At 73.4% G+C, this 19,931-nt stretch carries 8 protein-coding genes; 7 read left to right on the top strand and 1 reads right to left on the bottom strand.

Going from position 1 to position 19,931, the window contains the following annotated elements; translation table 11 throughout:
• Positions 1-89: 89 nt before the first annotated feature.
• The gene (locus tag AB0K18_RS36705; protein WP_364924053.1) at positions 90-1,037 is read left to right on the top strand and encodes a methionyl-tRNA formyltransferase; all 948 of its coding nucleotides are present in this window, start codon (positions 90-92) and stop codon (positions 1,035-1,037) included.
• On the opposite strand, the gene AB0K18_RS36700 is transcribed toward AB0K18_RS36705, so the two are convergent.
• The gene (locus AB0K18_RS36700; RefSeq protein ID WP_364924050.1) at positions 1,034-2,122 is read right to left on the bottom strand and encodes an alpha/beta hydrolase-fold protein; all 1,089 of its coding nucleotides are present in this window, start codon (positions 2,120-2,122) and stop codon (positions 1,034-1,036) included. The two genes, AB0K18_RS36705 and AB0K18_RS36700, sit on opposite strands and share 4 nt — an antisense overlap.
• A gap of 69 nt (positions 2,123-2,191) precedes the next feature.
• Between AB0K18_RS36700 and AB0K18_RS36695 the strand changes: the two genes are divergently transcribed.
• The 6 genes from AB0K18_RS36695 to AB0K18_RS36670 all read left to right on the top strand — a co-directional run bounded on the left by AB0K18_RS36695 (position 2,192) and on the right by AB0K18_RS36670 (position 19,918).
• Positions 2,192-3,226 (top strand): iron ABC transporter permease, encoded by a 1,035-nt coding sequence (locus AB0K18_RS36695; RefSeq protein ID WP_364924047.1) that lies wholly within the window; start codon positions 2,192-2,194, stop codon positions 3,224-3,226.
• Positions 3,223-4,284, top strand: a complete 1,062-nt coding sequence (locus tag AB0K18_RS36690; RefSeq protein ID WP_364924044.1) for an iron chelate uptake ABC transporter family permease subunit — start codon at positions 3,223-3,225, stop codon at positions 4,282-4,284. Before AB0K18_RS36695 ends, AB0K18_RS36690 begins: the two co-directional genes overlap by 4 nt.
• A gap of 141 nt (positions 4,285-4,425) precedes the next feature.
• Positions 4,426-5,442, top strand: a complete 1,017-nt coding sequence (locus AB0K18_RS36685; RefSeq protein ID WP_364924165.1) for an iron-siderophore ABC transporter substrate-binding protein — start codon at positions 4,426-4,428, stop codon at positions 5,440-5,442.
• Positions 5,443-5,479: 37 nt separating this feature from the next.
• Positions 5,480-7,267 carry an ABC transporter ATP-binding protein gene (locus AB0K18_RS36680; protein ID WP_364924041.1) on the top strand — a complete coding sequence of 596 codons (1,788 nt, stop codon included), beginning with the start codon at positions 5,480-5,482 and terminating at the stop codon, positions 7,265-7,267.
• Between the two features lie 59 nt (positions 7,268-7,326).
• Complete coding sequence (locus AB0K18_RS36675) at positions 7,327-18,222, top strand: amino acid adenylation domain-containing protein (RefSeq protein ID WP_364924038.1); 10,896 nt, start codon at positions 7,327-7,329, stop codon at positions 18,220-18,222.
• A 1-nt stretch (position 18,223) separates the two neighbouring features.
• Positions 18,224-19,918 carry an ABC transporter ATP-binding protein gene (locus tag AB0K18_RS36670; protein ID WP_364924036.1) on the top strand — a complete coding sequence of 565 codons (1,695 nt, stop codon included), beginning with the start codon at positions 18,224-18,226 and terminating at the stop codon, positions 19,916-19,918.
• Positions 19,919-19,931 lie beyond the last annotated feature (13 nt).

The raw sequence follows: 19,931 nt of genomic DNA, 5'->3' as shown, positions 1-19,931 counted from the left end.
CCGGGGGTGGAGACGAGGCTCAAATTAGGTTAGCCTTGCCTAATTAAGGTCACCCTAACCGAAGCGGTTCCTCTCGACAAGGAGACACCATGCGGGTCGTGATGTTCGGCTACCAGACCTGGGGGCATCGCACGCTCCAGGCTCTTCTGGACTCCACGCACGAGGTCGTGCTGGTGGTGACGCATCCCAGGAGCGAGCACGCGTACGAGAGGATCTGGAACGACTCGGTGGCCGAGCTGGCCGAGGCCCACGGCGTGCCGGTGCTGCTGCGCAACAGGCCCGACGACAACGAGCTGATGGCCCGGCTCAAGGAGGCCGAGCCCGACCTCATCGTCGCCAACAACTGGCGGACGTGGATCCCGCCGGAGATCTTCGCGCTCCCCCGCCACGGCACGCTCAACGTGCACGACTCGCTGCTGCCCGCGTACGCCGGCTTCTCCCCGCTGATCTGGGCGCTGATCAACGGCGAGAAGGAGGTGGGGGTGACCGCCCACATGATGAACGAGGAGCTGGACGCCGGCGACATCGTCGTGCAGCGTGCCGTTCCCGTCGGGCCTCAGGACACCGCCACCGACCTGTTCCACCGCACGGTGGACCTGATCGGGCCGATCGTCACCGAGGCGCTCGACCTCATCGACTCCGGCACGGCCGTCTTCACGCCGCAGGACCGCTCGAAGGCCAGCTTCTTCCACAAGCGCTCGGTCGAGGACGGCGACATCGACTGGACCTGGCCCGCCGAGGACATCGAGCGGCTGGTACGCGCCCAGTCCGACCCGTACCCGAACGCCTTCACCTACTACAAGGGCGAGCGGATCCGCGTCACCAAGGCGTCGGTGTCGCAGGGGATCTACGGCGGCACGCCTGGCCGGGTCTTCATCCGCGAGGGCGACGGCGTGGTCATCGTGGCGGGCGCCGAGGCCCGCAAGGGGCGTGGTCACGGACTGGTGATCGAGCGGGTCCGTACGGAGGACGGCGCCGACCTGCCCGCCACCGAGGTGTTCCGCGCCATGGGCGGCTACCTGACCAGGCACCCCTAGGAACCGAGCACCCAGGCGACGTCTCTGAGCAGGGCGTGCCGCCAGCCGGCCCGGTCGTGCTCCGACGGTGAGCGCGACACGCGTACGATGGCGCCCGCCCGCTCGACCAGGCTCTCGACGCGTTCGCAGTGGGGCAGCATGCGGTGCTCGTGCTCCCCCACGTCGAACGCGACCCGCAGGCCGGACAGGTCGGGGCGGCCCCGCTCCCGCTCCAGGCGGGCGGCGACGGCGCCGCCCGCCGGGCCGCCGAGCGGGTCGGCGCGCGACTCGGCCCCCGGCTCCCACCAGAACGAGCCCGACTGGCAGGCCACGCCGGTCATGAGGCCGGGGAACTCCAGGGCGGCGTACAGGGCGGTGAGCCCGCCGAGGCTCTGCCCGGCGACCACCAGCGTGCCGGGGTCGGCGGGCACGCCGCTGCCGGTGACCAGGGGCAGCAGCTCGTCGCGGACGGCCCGCCACAGCTCGGGGCGGCAGGCGTACTCGTGGGAGCGGTCGCGGGCGGGCAGGAAGACGAGCGTGACGGGCGGCAGCGCGCCCGCGGCCACGGCGGCGTCGAACGCGGTCATGGCCGGATGCAGGTGCAGCCAGTCGTCGCCGTCGAGCAGCAGCACGACGGGCCCGCCGCCGCCCGCGGGATGCACCCGCACGGTACGCCGCCCGCCCAGCACCGCACTTGCCCACCGCAGGCGGGTGTCGGGGAGCGGCAGCACGTCGTCGGGGCCGACGGGGGGCCAGTACGGCTGCTCGGCCACGTCGGGCGTGGCCGCGATCGACCGCTCGCCACCGGCCCCGACGGGGTTGAGGGGGTCGGCGAACGCGCCGTCTCCTGTCTCCACCTGGTACGTCACCCGCAGCCGGGCGGGCATGGCGACCTCGGCGTACCAGCAGTCGGTCCTGCCGAACCGGGTGAGCGGCACCGGTTGCGACCAGCTCTCGAAGACGACGCGCGCCGGCCCGCCGCGCCACAGGAAGAGCGCCGTCCAGCCCTCGCCGTCCGATGCGACGGCGGGCGAGCGCGCGGCCCGCCAGAACTCCTCTGTGCCGGGTTCGCCGGTGAGCCCGTACCTCGCGAACGTCTCCCCCATGCGTTCCCGTACCCTTCCCTTTGACCGTCAGCTAAGGATAGCTTTACCTAAGTCGAACGATAAGGACCCATGAGCACGAGTGTGGTGAAACGTGCCCGCCGGCGGCGGATCGTCGGCGCGGGCGCGCTCGCGGTGGTCCTGGTGGTCGTGGCGGGCGCGTCACTGGCCGTCGGGGCGCGCGCGCTGAGCCCCGGCGAGGTGTGGCACGGCCTGTTCGCGGCGGCGGGCGGCGATCAGCGGCTCACCGAGATCACGCTCATCGTGCAGACCGTCCGCGTGCCGAGGACCGTGCTGGCCATCGCGGCCGGCATCGCGCTCGGCGTCGGCGGCGCGCTGATCCAGGGCTACACCCGCAACCCGATCGCCGACACGGGCCTTTTAGGAGTGAACGCGGGCGCCTCGTTCGCCGTGGTCACCGTGATCATCCTGTTCGGCCTGGCCAACCCGTACCAGTACGTGTGGTTCGCCTTCCTGGGCGCGGCGGCGGCAGGGGTGGTGGTGTTCGGGCTGGCCAGCATCGGCCAGGGCGCGGGCAACCCGCTGACGCTGGCGCTGGCCGGGCAGGGCATCGCGGTGTTCCTGGCGGCGATGACCACGGCGATCGCGCTGACGGACCAGACCTCGCTCAACGCGCTGCGGTTCTGGAACGCGGGCGGCGTCGCCGGGGTCGGGTTCGACGTGATCTGGCCGGTGGTCGTGTTCATCGGGGCGGGGCTGGTGCTGGCGGCGACCACGCTGCCCGCCGTCAACCTGCTCAACCTGGGTGACGACGTGGCCCGCGCGATGGGCGTGAACATCGCCCGCAACAGGGCCGTCGGCATCGTCGCCATCACCGTGCTGGCGGGGGCGGCGACGGCGGCGTGCGGGCCGATCGCGTTCCTCGGCCTCATGGTGGCCCACGTCGCCCGCTACGTGACCGGGCCCGACTACCGGTGGCTGGTGCCGTTCGCCGGGCTGCTCGGCGCGGTGATCCTGCTGGCCTGCGACATCCTGGGGCGCGTGGTGACGCGGCCGGGTGAGCTGCCCGCGGGCGTCGTCGTCGCCCTGGCCGGCGCCCCCTTCTTCGCGGCGCTCGTGTGGCGCGGAAAGTTCAGGAAGACGTGATCGCGACGGTGGTGCGCGGCGTGCGGGTCGGCCGCGCGTCGTTCGTGTGGCGGCCGTGGATGGTGTGCGCGACGTTGCTGCTCGCGGCGGCGGCGTTCCTGGTGTTCTGCCTGTCGATCGCGCTCGGCGACTTCCCCATCGCCCTGCCGCAGGTGGTGGCGACGCTGTTCGGGCAGGGCGAGCGGGTGGACGAGTTCGTGGTGATGGACCTGCGGATGCCGCGGGCGCTGGCCGGGCTGGTGGTCGGGGTCGCGCTCGGGGTGTCGGGGGCGATCACGCAGTCGATCGCGCGCAACCCGCTGGCCAGCCCCGACGTGCTGGGCATCACCGGCGGCGCGAGCATGGTCGCGGTGTTCCTGGTGACGGTGACGGGCGGCGCTGCCTCGGCGATCGCCGGCACGGTGGGGCTGCCGGCGGCGGCGCTGGGCGGCGGCCTCTGCACCGGCCTGCTGGTGTACTTCCTGGCCTGGCGGCGTGGCATCGACGGCATGCGGCTGATCCTCATCGGCATCTCGGTGAGCGCCGTGGCGGAGGCGATCACGGTGTGGCTGCTGGCCACGGCGGACATCCGCGACGTGGCGCGGGCACAGGCGTGGCTGGTCGGCTCGCTGGACTCGCGCACCTGGGAGGAGGTGCTGCCGGCGGCGTGGTGCCTGCTCGTGCTGCTGGCCGTGGTGGCGTACGTGGCCTTCCATCTCAAACCGCTGCACTTCGGTGACGAGGTGGCGGCGGGGCTCGGCGTGCGGTTCTCGGTGGTGCGGGGCGTGCTGCTGCTCTGCGCGGTGCTGCTGGCCGGGGTGGCGGTGAGCGCGGCGGGTCCCGTGGCGTTCGTGGCGCTGGTGGCGCCGCAGGTGGCGATGCGGCTGACGCGGTACCCGACGCCGCCGCTGGTGGCCTCCGGGCTGATGGGAGCGGTGCTGCTGATCGGCGCGGACCTGGTGGCGCGCACGGCGCTGCCGGTGGTGCTGCCCGTCGGCGTGGTGACGGCCGCGATCGGCGGCCCGTTCCTCGTGTACGTCCTGGTGCGGGCCAATCTCAGAAGAGCCAGAGGACGCTGAACAGTTAGGTTAGCCTTACCTAACCTCTTCGTGTTACGGTTTGCCTGCCCACGTCGGTGGTGCAGCCAAAGCACGACAGCAAGGGACTTGCGGATGCTCTCCCCACGAACGACAGTTGCGAAGACCCTGCGGCGGTTGACGGTGGCGTTGTCCGCCGTGTTGTCCGCCACGGCCCTCCTCGCGGGGTGCGGTTCCGGAGCCACGGAGCAGCCGGGCGCGACCACCTCCGCCACTCAGGCCGCCGGCGCGGGCGGCGCGTTCCCCGTCACCGTGGAGCACGCCTTCGGCACCACGGAGATCACCAAGGCCCCCGAGCGGGTCGTCTCCGTCGGCTACACCGACGACCAGGCCATCCTGGCGTTCGGCATCAAGCCGGTCGGCATGGTGGACCAATATCCGAACCCGCCCGGCAAGACGCCCGACATCAACACCCAGTGGCCCTGGGTGAAGGACAAGTGGGGCGACACGCAACCCGAGGTCATCATGACCAACGGCGACTCGGGCCCCAACTACGAGAAGATCGCCGCGCTGCGGCCCGATCTGATCATCGCCGTCTACTCGGAGATCGACCAGGCCGCCTACGACCGCCTGTCGAAGATCGCCCCCACGGTCGGTCGCACCAAGACCGAGAAGGAGCCGTTCAGCGCGCCCTGGCAGGACAACGCGCTGCACATCGCCAAGGCGCTCGGCAAGGCCGAGGAGGGCGCCACGATGATCGCCGACATCGACGCCAAGCTCAAGGCGGCGCGTGAGGCGCACCCCGAGTGGGCCGAGAAGACGGCGGTCGCGCTGTCCTGGTACAAGAACTCGGTCGCGCCCTTCACCACCACCGACGTGCGCGGCCGGATGGTGACGGGCATCGGCTTCAAGGGGCAGCCGGAGATCGACGAGATCGCCGGTGGCAGCTTCTACACCGTGCTGTCCCCCGAGCGCATCGACCTGGTGGACGTCGACCACATCTTCGTCATCGCCGACCAGGCCGACCAGGACGCGCTCAAGAAGTTCAAGCTGTTCGCCAACCTGCCCGCGGTCAAGGAGGGCAACGTCTCGTGGCTGCTGGACAGCGAGGGCCCGGCGATCGGCGCGGCCATGTCGCAGGGCACGCTGCTGTCGCTGCCGTACGCGATCGACGAGCTCGTCAAGTCGGTCCAGCCGTGACGGCGGCACCCCTTCCCCCGCCTGCGGCGGTCCTGGTGTGAGCACCGGCACCGCATCCGCCCCCGCCATCCTGCGCACGGCGAGCGCGCGCGAGGCCGCCCGGTGGGTCGTGGCGCACTGCCGCGACACGCCGTGGCTGACCGCCGCCACCGTCGTGACCACGGTGGCGGGGGCGGCGCTGCAGGTCCTGCCGGTGTTCCTGCTCGGCAGGGTGGTGGACGGCGTGGTCGCCGGCGCCGGGAGCGGCGAGGCGCGGGAGCTGCTCGTCACGGTCGGTGTGCTGCTCGCGGTCGCGCTGCTGCTCGGCACGGTGGCCGCGGCGGCCTCGACGTACCTGATCGGGCGGCTCGGCGCCGATCTGCTGGCGCGGCTGCGCGAGGGCGCCGTACGCGCGGTGCTCGGCCTGCCCAGCGCCAGGATCGAGCAGGTCGGGCACGGCGACGTGCTGTCGCGGGTGGGCGACGACGTGGCCGTGGTGTCCAAGGGCATCCGCACGGCCGTCCCCACGCTGTTCTCCGCGGCCGTGCTCGTCGTCATCGCCACGATCGGCATGTTCGGGCTCGACTGGCGGCTGGGGCTGGCGGGGGCGGGGGCGCTGCCCGCGTACGCGCTGGCGCTGCGCTGGTACCTGCCCCGCTCCGCGCCGCTCTACCGGCGCCAGCGCGAGACCCAGGCCGACCGGGCGCAGGCTTTCATCAGCGGCCTGAACGGGATCGAGACCGTGCGGGCCTACCGCCTCGAACCCCTCTTCCGCGAGCGGGTGGCCCGCGAGTCGTGGCGGGTGCGCGACCTCGGCATCGAGGTCTTCCGCTTCTTCGGCCGGTTCGTCGGCAGGGAGAACCGCGCCGAGTTCATCGGGCTCGTCCTCATCATCGTCGTCGGGTACGCGCTGCTGGAGACCGGCTCGATCACCCTGGGCGAGGCGTCGGTGGCGCCGCTGCTGTTCCACCGGCTGTTCAACCCGCTCGGCTCGATCATGTTCACCTTCGACGAGGCGCAGAAGTCGGGCGCCAGCCTGGCCCGCCTGGTCGGGGTGCTGGGCGAGGCCACGCAGGAGCGGCTCGCGGGCGGCGTACCCGCCGGGTCCGGCTCGTACCCGGTGACGGTGGAGGGGCTGACGTTCACCTATCCCGGCTCCGAGCGGCCCGTCCTGAAGGACGTGAACCTGACGATCCCGGCCGGCGGCTCGCTGGCGCTGGTCGGGGCCACGGGCGCGGGCAAGACGACGCTGGCGGCGCTGATCGCCGGCATCGGCACGCCGCAGGCCGGCTCGGTGCGCGTCGGCGACACCCCGGTCTCCGGCCTGGACGAGGCCGACGCGCGGGCGCTGGTGAGCATCCTGACGCAGGAGACGCACGTATTCTCCGGCCCGCTCGCCGAGGACCTGCGGCTGGCCGCGCCCGGCGCGAGCGACGCCGAGCTGATGGACGCGCTGCGCACGGTGGGCGCCGAGCCGTGGGTGACGGCGCTGCCCGGCGGGCTGGACACCCTGGTCGGCGAGGGCGGCGAGCGGCTCGACGGCACCAAGGCCGCACAGCTCGCGCTGGCCCGGCTGGTGCTGGGGCGGGCGCCGGTGGTGGTGCTGGACGAGTCGACCGCGGAGGCGGGCAGCCAGGGGGCGGCCGAGCTGGAGCGGGCGGTGCCGGCGGCGTGCCGGGGGCGTACGGCGCTGTTCGTGGCGCATCGGCTGACGCAGGCGATGACGGCCGACCGCATCGCGGTGCTGGACGCGGGCCAGGTGGTCGAGGAGGGCACCCACGAGGAGCTGGTGGCGGCGGGCGGCCGGTACGCGCGGCTCTGGCGGGCCTGGCGCGAGGCTGGTTAGCCGATCGTTGTTAGGTTAGGCTTACCTTACTAGTGTCTGAAGGGGCGGCTGAGGTCTTCATGCTGGAACCAAGCACTCGTGCGGTATCCCTCTCTCCCGAACGGCTGGCCGGCCTGCGCCGCCGTGCCGGGGACCATGCGGACGGGGTCCTGCTCGAAGCGTGCGCGATCGGGTTGGCCTTCTGGGCGGACGGGCTGAGCCCCGACGGGCTCGACCTGTCGCCGGCCACGCTCTTCGCCGACGTGGTGGCGTGGGCCGCGGGCGGCGGGCGCGCCTCCGGCGGCTGGCGGGTGGACGGCTCAGGTCTGTCCGTTCCCGGGCACGTCGACCCGGCGGACGCGCAGCTCGCGCTGGACGACCTGGCCGACTTCCCCGACCGGCCCATCGGCACCATCGCCCCGTCGAGCGTCGAAGCCCGGCTCGCGCAACTCGCCCGATGGAACGACACCCACGCGGACCGGGACAGGCCGACCCTCGTGGAGCTGTTCCACGAGCAGGTACGCACCCGTCCCGAAGCCGTCGCCATCGTGGACGAGCGCCGCACGCTCACCTACCGCGAGGCCGCCGAGCTGGCCCATCAGCTCGCCCACCACCTCCTCGAACACGGGCTCACCGCCGAGCAGACCGTCGGCGTCTCCCTGGACCGCTCGGCCGAGATGGTGATCGGCCTGCTGGCGGTGCTCATGGCGGGCGGCGCGTTCGTGCCGCTCGACCCGCGCTGGCCCGCCGAGCGGCGGGCGCTCGTCATCGCCGACGCGGGGCTCGTCGCGCAGCTCAACGGCACGGGCGAGCATGACCCCGCCGAGCCGGACGCCGTCGCCGTGGACCTCGACGCCTGGGGCTACGGCTGCTACCCCACCACCCCGACGGGGATCGAGCCGCCCGGGCCCGCGCTGGCGTACGTGATCTTCACCTCCGGCTCGACCGGGCGGCCCAAGGGCGCGATGATCCGGCACGAGGCGATCAGCGAGCGGCTACTGTGGCAGTCGCGCGAGATCCTCGGTTTCGGGCCCGACGACGCCTCGCTGTTCAAGGCGCCGCTGTCGTTCGACATCTCCATCAACGAGATCTTCCTGCCGCTGGTGTGCGGCGGGCGGCTGGTGGTGCTGCGGCCCGGCGGCGAGCGCGACCCGCACCACCTGCTCAGCGTGATCGCCGAGCAGCGGGTGACGTTCACGTATCTGGTGTCGTCGATGCTGGACGTGCTGCTGGAGATGGCCGGCGACTCCGGCCGCCTGGACAGCCTGCGGCACGTGTGGTGCGGCGGCGAGGTGCTCACCCCCGAGCTGTACGAACGCTTCCGCACCCGCCTCGGCATCCCCCTCTACCACGGCTACGGCCCCGCCGAGGCGACGATCGGCGTCTCCCACGTCATCTACCGGGGCGCGGCCGAGCGCCTGTCCACCTCGATCGGCAGGGCCAACCCCAACACCTGCCTGTACGTGCTGGACGACGAGCTGCGGCCGGTCCCCTTCGGGGTGGGCGGCGAGCTGTACGTCGGCGGTTTCCTGCTCGGGCGCGGCTACGTCAACGCGCCGGGACTGACCGCCTCCCGGTTCGTGGCCGACCCGTTCGCCTCCGACGGCTCCCGCCTCTACCGGACCGGCGACCTCGCCAGGTTCGCCCCCGACGGGTCGCTCGACTTCCTCGGCCGGGCCGACAACCAGGTCAAGATCCGCGGGATGCGGCTGGAGCTGGAGGACGTCGAGGTCGCGCTGGCCGAGCATCCCGGGGTGCGGCACACGTGCGTCGTCGCCAGGAAGCACGCCTCCGGCGGCACGTACCTCGTCGGGTATGTCATCCCGGCGGCCGGGCACGAGGACCTGCGGCCCGACGACGTCACGGCGTGGGCCGCCGAGCACCTGGTCGAGTACATGGTGCCGGCGCACGTCGTCGTCATGACCGCGTTCCCCCTGACCCCCAACGGCAAGCTCGACCGCCGCGCCCTGCCCGAGCCCGAGCGGCGTGCCTCCCGCGTCGTGGCGCCCGCCACCGACGAGGAACGCGCGGTGTGCGCGGCCGTGGCCGGGCTGCTCGGCCTGGACGAGGTCGGCGTGGACCGCAACTTCTTCCGCCTCGGCGGCGACAGCATTCTGGCGATCTCGCTGATCAGCGCGCTACGCGAACGCGGCCTCCATGTCACCGCCGCCCAGGTCTTCGCCGGCCCGACTTTGGGCGCCCTCGCCGCCGTCGCCGCCCGCGAGGGGGCGACCACGGTGGACTCCGCCGACGTCGCCACGGGCCCCATCACGGGCTCCCCGATCGTGCGCTGGCTCGGCGAGACGACCGACGCGATCGACGGCTTCGCCCAGTCCGTGGTCCTCAACACCCCGGAGGCTCTGACCCCCGATGCTCTGGACACCCTGCTCACCACCCTCGTGGACCACCACCCCATGTTGCGCGCCCGCTTGACCCGCGGCGATGCCTGGGGCTTCGACGTCCCCGGCTCCATGACTCTCCAGAAGGTGTGGGAGGAGAGCGACCGCGGGCTTGAGGAGTGTGTGGAGCGGGCCGTGGCCGCGCTGGACCCCGATCGAGGCGTCATGGTGCGCGCCGTTTGGCGGCGGGCGGAGCGGCAGCTGGTTCTCGCTGCTCACCACGTGGTGATCGATGGGGTGTCGTGGCGGATCGTCATGGAGGATCTGGCCACTGCCTGGCGGCAGCTCTCCTCAGCTGAGCCGATCGTGCTTCCGCAGGCCGGGACCTCGTTTCGGCGGTGGACGCAGGTGCTGGAGTCGGCAGCGTTCGACGGCGATCGGGCGTACTTCGCCCGGCCGCTGCCCGGTGAGGATCTGCCTCTGGGCAGGCGGGCCTTGGAGGCGTCGGACACCGTGGCGCGGGAGCGGGCGCACGTCGTCACCGCAAGCCCTGAGGTGACCGCTGCGGTGCTGGGTGAGGTGCCTGCTCGGTTCCATGCGAAGGTCAACGACGTGCTGCTGACCGCGCTGGCCGTCGCGCTGGCCCGGCGGCGGCGGGAGCTGGGGCAGGGGCAGACGTTCGCGCACGTCGAGCTGGAGGGGCACGGGCGCGAGGGGCGGTTCCTCGCCGGAGCGGCCGGGTTCGAGCCGGAGCTGTCGCGGACGGTCGGGTGGTTCACCACGTTGTTCCCGGTGACCGTGGACCCGGGCGCGGCCGGTGACTTCACCGACCCCGCGTACCTGGCGGCGGCGCTGAAGAAGGTGAAGGAGGACCTGGCCGGGGTGCCGGGCAACGGCATCGCCTACGGGGTGCTGCGCCACCTGCACGGCGTCGCGTTCGACGCGCCCGCGCCGCAGGTGCTCTTCAACTACCTCGGCAGGTACGAGGCGGGCACGCGGTCGGACTGGCAGCTCGCGGTCGCGACCGGGCAGCTGGGCGAGCGGCGCGACCCGGGGATGCGGCTGCCGCGCGCCCTGGAGTTCAACGCCATCGCCGAGCCCGGGCCGACTGGCGCGTACGAGCTGGTCACCACCATCTCCTGGCCCGACGGCGTGTTCACCGGCGAGGACGTCGAGGCGCTCGCCGGCTACTTCCGCCAGGCGCTGGAGGGCCTCGCCGCGCTCGACGGCGGCGGCCACTCCCCCAGCGACTTCCTGCCGCTCGCCCTCACCCAGGCCGACGTGGACGCCCTGGACGGCCAGAACCTGCGCGACGTCCTCCCGCTGACCCCGCTCCAGGAGGGCCTGTACTTCCACTCCGTCTTCGACGACGACTCGGCGGGCAGCTACGTCGAGCAGCAGGTGCTCACCCTGGACGGCCCGGTGGACGCCGACCGGCTCGCCACGGCGGCCACCCGGCTGCTGGCGCTCTACCCGAACCTGGCGGCGCGCTTCGTGGCGCTCGCCGACGGCCGCGTGGTGTCGGTGCTGGAGGACGGCGTGCGCGCGCCGTTCACCACGCTCGACCGGCCCGGCATCACGGACGAGGAGCTGCGCGACCTCGCCGAGCGGGACCGCCGCGCCGGGTTCGACCTGGCCGTGGGCCCGCTGATGCGGTACACGCTCATCCGCCGGGGCTCCGATCGGCACGTCCTGGTGCAGACCGTGCACCACATCGTGGCCGACGGCTGGTCGGTGCCGGTGATGCTGCGGGCGCTGCTGGCCGAGTACCACGCGCCCGGCAGCGGGTACGCGCAGGACGGCTTCGCCGCGTACGTACGGGAACTGGCCGGGCGGGACGACGCCGAGAGCGAGCGGGTGTGGCGGGACCGGCTCGCCGGGCTGCCCGGTCCTTCGCTGGTCGCCGAGGGGCACACCGCGTCAGGACACTTCGCGGACGTCAGCGAGGCGCTCGATGTCGATGACGCCCCCAGGGCCGCCGGGGTGCCGCTGAGCGTGGCCGTGCACAGCGCGTGGGCGGCCACCCTGGGCGGCATCCTGCACAGCACGGACGTGGTGTTCGGCTCCACGGTGTCGGGGCGCGAGGCGGACCTCCCTGGCGTCCAGGACATGGTGGGGCTGCTCATCAACACGATCCCCGTACGCGCCCGGTGGGAGCGCACCACCACGGCCGGCGAGCTGCTCGCCTCCGTGCACGAGCACCAGAGCGCCGTGCGGGACCACCAGCACGTCTCGCTGTCCGTGATCGGGCGGCTGGCGGGCGGCGGGCCGCTGTTCGACACGCTGGTGGTGTTCGACGTCGCCACCGACGTGGCCGGCCTGCGGCGGCCCGGGGACGAGGTGGTCATCACCGAGGTTCTGAACGAGGGCGCGCCGCACTACCCGCTGACCCTGGTGGTGGAGCGGGAGCCCGGCGGCGGGCCGCGCTTCACGCTCATCTACGACGGCGCGCTGTTGCGGGAACGCGGTGCCAAGACCATTCTCGGCACGTTCACCCGCACGCTCACCGCATTCCTCGCCCGCCCGGACACCCCGGTGGGCCGGATCTCCCCAGCGGCCGACCTCCACGAAGGCGGGCCGCTCGCGGACGCGCGGCCCCTCCAGGATGGCGGGTGGCCAGGAGCGCGCGAGACCACGCTGGGCGGGTTGTTCGATGCCGCCGCGGCGCGGTATCCGGATGCGGTCGCCGTCAACCAGTGCGGCATCGACGGGGGCGTGCGGTCGATGACGTACCGGGAGATGCGGGAGGCCAAGGAGCGGGTGGCGTCGGCGCTGCGGGCGGCCGGGGTGGGGCCGGGTGAGCGGGTCGCGGTGGCGGTGCCGCGCTCGCTGGAGCAGGTGGTCGCGCTCATCGCGGTCGTCTCGGCGGGCGGCGCGTACGTGCCGCTCGACCCGGCGTACCCGGACGAGCGGCTGGCGTACCTGCTGGCCGACTCCGCGCCCAAGGTGGTGCTGGCGGACCGGGAGCAGCGAGGCCGCATGGAGCGGCTGACCGGCGGACGGGCGCGGGTGCTCGTGCAGGACGACGACCTGCCGCTGGACGGCACCAGGCCGGCCGTCGGACCGCACGACCCCGCGTACGTGATCTACACCTCTGGCTCCACCGGCCGCCCCAAGGGCGTGGTGGTGCCGCACGCCGCGGTCCTGTCGCTGCTCGCCGGGACGTGGCCGGACCTGCGGTTCGGGCCGGACGACGTGTGGGTGCAGTTCCACTCCGCGTCCTTCGACTTCGCGGTGTGGGAGCTGTGGGGCGCGCTGGCGCACGGCGGCGAGCTGCTCGTCCCCGAGTACGCGCTGACCCGCTCCCCCACCGACTTCCACCGCGTGGTGCGCGAGCGCGGGGTGACCGTGCTGAACCAGACGCCGTCGGCGTTCTACCAGTTCGCCGAGGCCGACCGGCACGCGGCGGAGCCGGTGGAGTCGCTGCGGGTGGTCGTCTTCGGCGGTGAGGCGCTGGACCTCGGCCGGTTGCGCGGCTGGGTCGAACGGTACGGCACGCGCTCGCCCGAGCTGGTCAACATGTACGGCATCACCGAGACCACCGTGCACGTCACCCACCGGGTGCTGACCGACGAGGACTTCGCGGGGGGCTCCGTCTCCCCCATCGGGCGGGCGATCCCGGGGCTGGTCACGTACCTGCTGGACGACCGGTTGCGGCCGGTGCCGCCCGGCCGGGTCGGCGCCATCTACGTGGCCGGTGCGCAGGTGTCGCTCGGCTACCTGGGACGGCCGGGGCTGACGGCGTCCCGGTTCGTGGCGGATCCGTTCGCCGGTGACGGGTCGCGGATGTACCACACGGGCGATCTGGCGCGGCGGACGCTGGACGGCGAGCTGGAGTTCGTCGGGCGGGCCGACGATCAGGTGCAGCTCAAGGGGTTCAGGATCGAGCTCGGGGAGGTGGAGTCGGCGATGCGGGACCTGGACGGGGTGGTGGACGTGGCCGTCACCGTGGCCCCGTCGGGCGACCACCTGGTGGCGCACGTGGTCGGCCGGGTGCCGGACGGCTGGGCCGAACTGCTGGGGACGCGGCTGCCGGCGTACATGGTGCCGGGCCGGGTGGCCCCCATCGACGTGCTGCCGCTGACCGTCAACGGCAAGCTCGACCGCGCCCTGCTGACCACCCGCACCCCACGACCCTCGGCCACCACCGCGAGAGGTGGTGAGCACGCGCTGGTACAGGTGTTCGCCGAGACGCTGCCCGGTGTCGAGGTGGACGCGGACACCGACTTCTTCCGTGCCGGGGGCGACAGCATCGTGGCCATCGCGCTGGTCAACCGGGCCAGGGCGCTCGGGCTGCCGATCACGCCGCGTGAGGTGTTCCTCTACAAGACGCCGCGCGCGCTCGCCGAGCACGTGGGGACGTCCGCGGAATCCGCGCCGATCGCCCGCGCGGACGGCCCGCTGGCGCCGACCCCGATCATGTTGCGGCAGCGTGGGCTGGGCGACTCGCTCGCCAGGTTCACCCAGGCCAGGACGCTGGTGGCGCCCGAGGGCACCGGGTTCGCGGACGCCGAGCGGGCCGCGAACGCGGTCGTCGCCGCCCACCCGGCCCTGCGGCTCCGCCTGAGCACCGAGCACGGCGTGTGGACGCTGCGGACCGAGCCGCCCGGGCCGGTCACGGTCGTCCTGGCCGGCGAGGCCGACGCGGCGGCGAACGAGGCGGCCGACCGGCTCGATCCCGAGGCCGGGGAGATGGTCGCGTTCGCGTGGCTGGAGGCGAGCAGGACGCTGGTCGTCACCGCGCATCACCTCGCCGTGGACGCGGTCTCCTGGCTGGTGCTGCTCGATGACCTGGCCGCCGCGATGCGGGGTGCCGCGCTCGCGCCGGAGAGCACGTCCTTCGCGGACTATGCCGATGCCCTGGCCGCGACGGCGACCCATCACACCGGCACGCTCGACCGCTGGCTCACGACCCTGGAGGCTCCCCCGCTGCTGTCCGGCCCGCCGGGCGGGCGGCGCACGGTGACGGTGGAGGTCGAGCCGGACGTCAGTGCGGTGGTGACGCGGGATGCGCCTGCTGCGCTCGGCGTCGGCGTGACCGAGGTGCTGTGCGGGGCTTTGCGGGTCGCCCTGACCCGGGTTCAGGACGTGCCGGGTGACCTGGCCATCGACCTGGAGCGGCATGGACGGGTCCCCGTGCTGCCGCACCACGACTACACGCGGACGGTCGGCTGGTTCACCTCCATCGCGCCCGTCCGGCTCAGCCCGCACACCGACCCGGTGCAGGCGGCGCGTGAGCTGAGCGAGCGGCAGCCGGACGAGCGGGCGCACCTCGCGTACGGGCAGCTCCGCCACCTCAACCCGCAGACCGCGCCGCTGCTGACCACGAGCCCGCAGGTGCTGTTCAACTACCTCGGCCAGGGCAGCGAGTCGCAGGCGGTGCCGATCACGGGAGCGGACGCCGGCGGCCCGTACGCGGTCGAGGTGGACGTCTGGCTGGACGCGGCGACCGGGAGGTTGCGGGCCACGTTCGCGCTGGCCGGCGACATCCCCGACGAGTTGCCTGAGCGCTGGCGGGAGGCCGTGGCCGAGGTCGCGCGCAAGGCCGGGACGGCGGAGCGGACGGCGCCGGTGACGCCGCTGCAGAAGGGCCTGTTCTACCAGGCGCAGCTGGCGGGCCCGGCCGGTGACTACGTGGCGCAGAGCTGCTTCACCTTCGACCGCCGCCTCGACCCGGCGGCGCTGGCCGACGCGATGGCGTACGTGATCGCCCGGCACCCCGGCGTGGGCGCGGGGTTCACGACCGACACGGACGGCGACCCCGTCCAGGTGCTCGCGGCGGGCCGCCGGGTCGCCGTCCGCACGCTGGACGTGGCGTCGGACGCCGAGGTCGAGGCCCTGCGCACGCGGGATCGGGCGACCGGCTTCGAGCTGGAGGCGCCGCCGCTGATCAGGATGACCGTGCTCCGCCCGCCGGGCGGCGGGGACGTGCTGCTGCTGAGCTACCACCTGCTGCTGTGGGACGGCTGGTCGCGCGAGATCGTGCTGCGCGACCTGTTCACCGCCTACGAAGCCGCGCTCGCCGGGGAACCGCTCGGCCCGGAGCCGGCGACGCCGAGTTTCGAGGAGCACGCCCGCGCGCTCGACGCCAGGGATCCCGCCCCGGCCCGGCGCTTCTGGGCCGAGCGGCTCGCCGGGCTGTCGGGCCCGACGCTGCTGGCGGGTCCTGTGCCCGCGCTGCGGGAGGAGTTGCCGCGCGCGCTCGTCCGTACGCTGCCGGCCGAGCAGTCGGAGCGGCTGCGCGAGGCGGCGAAGCAGCACGGCGTCACCCTGAACACGGTGCTGACCGGCGCCTTCGGGCTGCTGCTCGGCGCGCACACCGGCCGCTCCGACGCGGTCTTCGGCGTCACCGTCTCCGGCCGCGACGGCGAAGGGCCGGGCGGCCGGGCGCTGGACGACATGGTGGGCGTGCTGCTCAACACCGTCCCGATGTGGACGCGGCCCCGCCCGGCCGGCACCGTACGCGACTACCTGGCCGGCGTGCAGGCGGCCAGGGTCGCCGCGATGGAGCACGAGCACCTGGGGCTGGGCGACATCCAGCGCGACACCGGCCACGAGACCCTGTTCGACACCCTCTTCGTGCTGCAGAACTTCCTCGGCCTGGACGCGCTCGGCGAGATCAACACCAGGCACGGCATCGTCGAGGTGCTGGCCGACGACTCGACGCACTACCCGTTCACCTGGGTCGTCACGCCGGGCGAGCGGCTGACGGTGAAGCTGGAGTACCGCGACGGCGACACCGTCCGCGCCGAGCGCCTCCTGGATGACTACCTGCGCCTGCTGGACGACCTGACCCGGGCGAGCGGCCCGGTCGGCGCGCTGCCGGGGCTGGGCGCGATGCCGGTGCCAGGTCCCCGTACGGACGTCGGCACCGACACGGTGGTGGACAGGTTCGACCGGGCGGCCGAACGCTCACCGCACAGGACGGCGCTCGTCGCGGGCGGCGCGAGCATGACGTTCGAGCAGCTCAGGGAGCGCAGCAGGGCGGTGGCAGGGGTGCTCGCCCAGCGGGGCATCGGCCCTGAGCGGACGGTCGGGCTGGCGATCCCGCGCTCGCTCGACTCGATCGTGGCGCTGTTCGCGGTGCTGCGGATCGGGGCCGCGTACGTGCCGCTGGAGCTGGACCACCCGGACGAGCGGATCGCCGCGATCGTCGAGGACGCCCGCCCCGACGTCATCCTCACCGTGAGCTCCGTCGCGCCCAGGCTGAGCGGCGAGCTGATCGCGCTGGACCGGCCGCTGCCGGAGGCGGAGCCGTACGTGACGTTCGCCCCGGACGACCCCGACCGGCTGCGGCATCCCGCGTACGTCATCCACACCTCGGGCTCGACGGGCCGGCCGAAGGGCGTGGTGACCGAGTACGCCGGGCTGACGAACATGCTCGTCAACCACCAGCGCCGCATCTTCGGGCCGGTGCTGGCCGAGCACGGGCACCGGGTGTTCAGGATCGCGCACACGGTGTCGTTCGCGTTCGACATGTCGTGGGAGGAGCTGCTGTGGCTGGCCGACGGCCACGAGGTGCACATCTGTGACGAGGAGCTGCGCAGGGACGCGCCGCGGCTGGTCGCGTACTGCCTGGAGCACGGCATCGACGTCGTCAACGTCACCCCCACCTACGCCCAGCAACTGCTGGCCGAAGGGCTGCTGGACGACCCGGCGCGGCGGCCGCCGCTGGTGCTGCTGGGCGGCGAGGCGGTGACGCCCGGCCTGTGGCGGCGGCTCGCGGAGACGGAGGGCACGTGCGGCTACAACCTGTACGGGCCCACCGAGTACACGATCAACACGCTCGGCGTCGGCACGTTCGAGTGCGCCGACCCGGTGGTGGGCGTGCCGATCGACAACACCGACGTGTACGTGCTCGATCCCTGGCTGCGCCCGGTCCCCGACGGGGTGCCCGGCGAGCTGTACGTCTCCGGCGTCGGCATCGCCCGCGGCTACCTCGGGCAGAGCGGGCAGACCGCGCACCGGTTCGTCGCCTGCCCGTTCGGCGAGCCGGGCGAGCGCATGTACCGCACGGGCGACCTGGTGCTGCGGCGGCCGGACGGCAACCTCGCCTACCTGGGACGTACCGACCAGCAGGTCAAGATCCGCGGTCACCGGGTGGAGCCGGGCGAGGTGGAGGCGGCGTTCGCGGCGCATCCCGCCGTACGGTTCGCCGCCGCGGTGGCGCAGCCCGACCCGGGGGTGGACGGGGCGTACCGGCTGGCCGCCTACCTCGTGCTCGACGGCGCCGACCTCGCGGCCGTCGCGGCCGAGGTGTGCGCCGCGCTGCCCGGCCATCTGCGGCCCACGCACTACGCTCAGGTCACCGCGATCCCGCTGACCGTGAACGGCAAGGCCGACACCAAGGCGCTGCCCGAGGCCAAGCCGCTGGGCGCGCTGACGTCGGCGGGCGAGCGCGGGCCGGCGACCGAGACGGAGGCGGTGGTGTGCGAGCTGTTCGCCGAGACGCTCGACCTGGACGACGACGAGGTGAGCGCGGTGAGCGACTTCCTCGCCATGGGCGGGCACTCGATGCTGGCGCTGCGGCTGGCCGGGCTGCTGCGCCGCGAGTTCGGCCCGATCGTCACCGTACGCGACCTGTTCACCCTGCGAACCCCGGAAGCGCTGGCCCGCCACATCGATGAGCAGTCCTGACGTGAACGACCAGCGCCCGGTCCGTACCGGCTCCGACGTGCTGCGCGCCGCCCTGCGCCGCAACGCCGGCGCGATGGCCGCGGGCACCCTGCTCATGGGGATGTACCAGGCGGCCGAGACCGCCTTCCCCATCGCGCTCGGCCTGATCGTCGAGCACACGCTGCAGGAGCGCGGCCTCGGCTCGCTGGCGCTGTCGATCGCCGCGCTGGCGGTGATCATCACGACGGTGTCGCTGTCGTGGCGGTTCGGCATGCGCATCCTGCAGAAGGCCAACACGACCGAGGCGCACCGCTGGCGGGTCAGGGTCGCCTCCTGCGCGCTCCAGCCGGTCGCCAGGGACACCGACCTCAAGTCCGGCGAGGTGCTGACCATCGCCACCGAGGACGCCGACCAGACCGCCGACATCATCGAGGTGGTGCCGCTGCTGATCAGCTCGCTGGTCGCGGTGGTGGTCGCCTCGGTCGCGCTCGGACTGGCCAGCCTGCCGCTCGGCCTGCTGGTGGTCGTCGGCACGGTCGCGATCCTGTCGGCGCTCAGCATGCTGTCCCGCCGCATCGGCTCGGGCACCCGCGAGCAGCAGGCCAGGGTGGCGCGGGCGGGCGCGAAGGTCGCCGACCTGATCAGCGGCCTGCGCCCGCTGCACGGGTTCGGCGGCGGGCACGCGGCGTTCCTGTCGTACAGGAAGGTCAGCGCGCGGGCGCGCGACCAGGCGGTCACGGTCGCGAAGGCCAATGGCGCGTACGCCGGCACCGCGCTCGCGCTCAACACGCTGCTCGCCGCCGCCGTGACGCTGACCGCGGGCTGGCTGGCCCTGGCCGGTGACATCAGCATCGGGGAGCTGGTGATGGCGGTGGGGCTGGCGCAGTTCATCATGGAGCCGCTCAAGCTGTTCTCCGAGATGCCGAAGTACGTGATGGTCGCGCGGGCCTCGGCCGACCGGATGGCGCTGGTGCTGGCCGCGCCGCCGGTGATGACGCCGGGCTCGGACCTGCCACCCGGCTCCGGCGAGCTGGAGGTGGACGGCGTCCGTCACGGGGCGCTCGACGGGCTGAAGTTCCACGTGCCGGCGGGCGCGTTCGTCGCGATCGCCGCCTACGACCAGCGCGCGGCGGCCGACCTCGTCGCGATCCTGGCGGCGCGGGTGCCGCCCGACTCCTACGAGGGCGTCGTGCGGATCGGCGGCCGGGACACCCGGGAGCTGTCGATCGACGGGATCCGCGAGCACCTGCTGGTGAACCCGTACGACGCGGAGATCTTCGCGGGCACCCTGCGCAGCAACATCGACCCGGCGGGCGCCGGCCGCGACCTGGCGGCGGCGGTCGAGGCGTCGATGCTGACCGACGTCGTCGCCCTGCACCCCGAGGGGCTCGACCATCCCGTACGCGACCGCGGCGCGAACCTGTCGGGCGGCCAGCGCCAGCGCCTGTCACTGGCCCGCGCGCTCGCCGCCGACCCCGCCGTCCTCGTGCTGCACGACCCGACCACGGCCGTGGACGCGGTCACCGAGCAGCTCATCGCCCGCAACCTGGCCACGCTGCGCCGTGGCCGCACCACGATCGTGATCACCGGCAGCCCGGCCCTGCTGGACGCCGCCGACCGCGTCCTCGTGCTGGACGGCGGCAGCGTCGCCGCCGAGGGCGCCCACCGTGACCTGCTGACCCGCGACGAGACCTACCGCCTGGCCGTCGCCAGGTGACCGGCATAGAGAG

This window comes from Nonomuraea sp. NPDC049421 (genome assembly GCF_040677005.1).
In the GTDB taxonomy this organism is placed as follows: Bacteria; Actinomycetota; Actinomycetes; order Streptosporangiales; family Streptosporangiaceae; genus Nonomuraea; species Nonomuraea salmonea.
The sequence above is the reverse complement of the archived record's forward strand: the minus strand, read 5'-3'. Positions and strand labels throughout refer to the sequence as shown.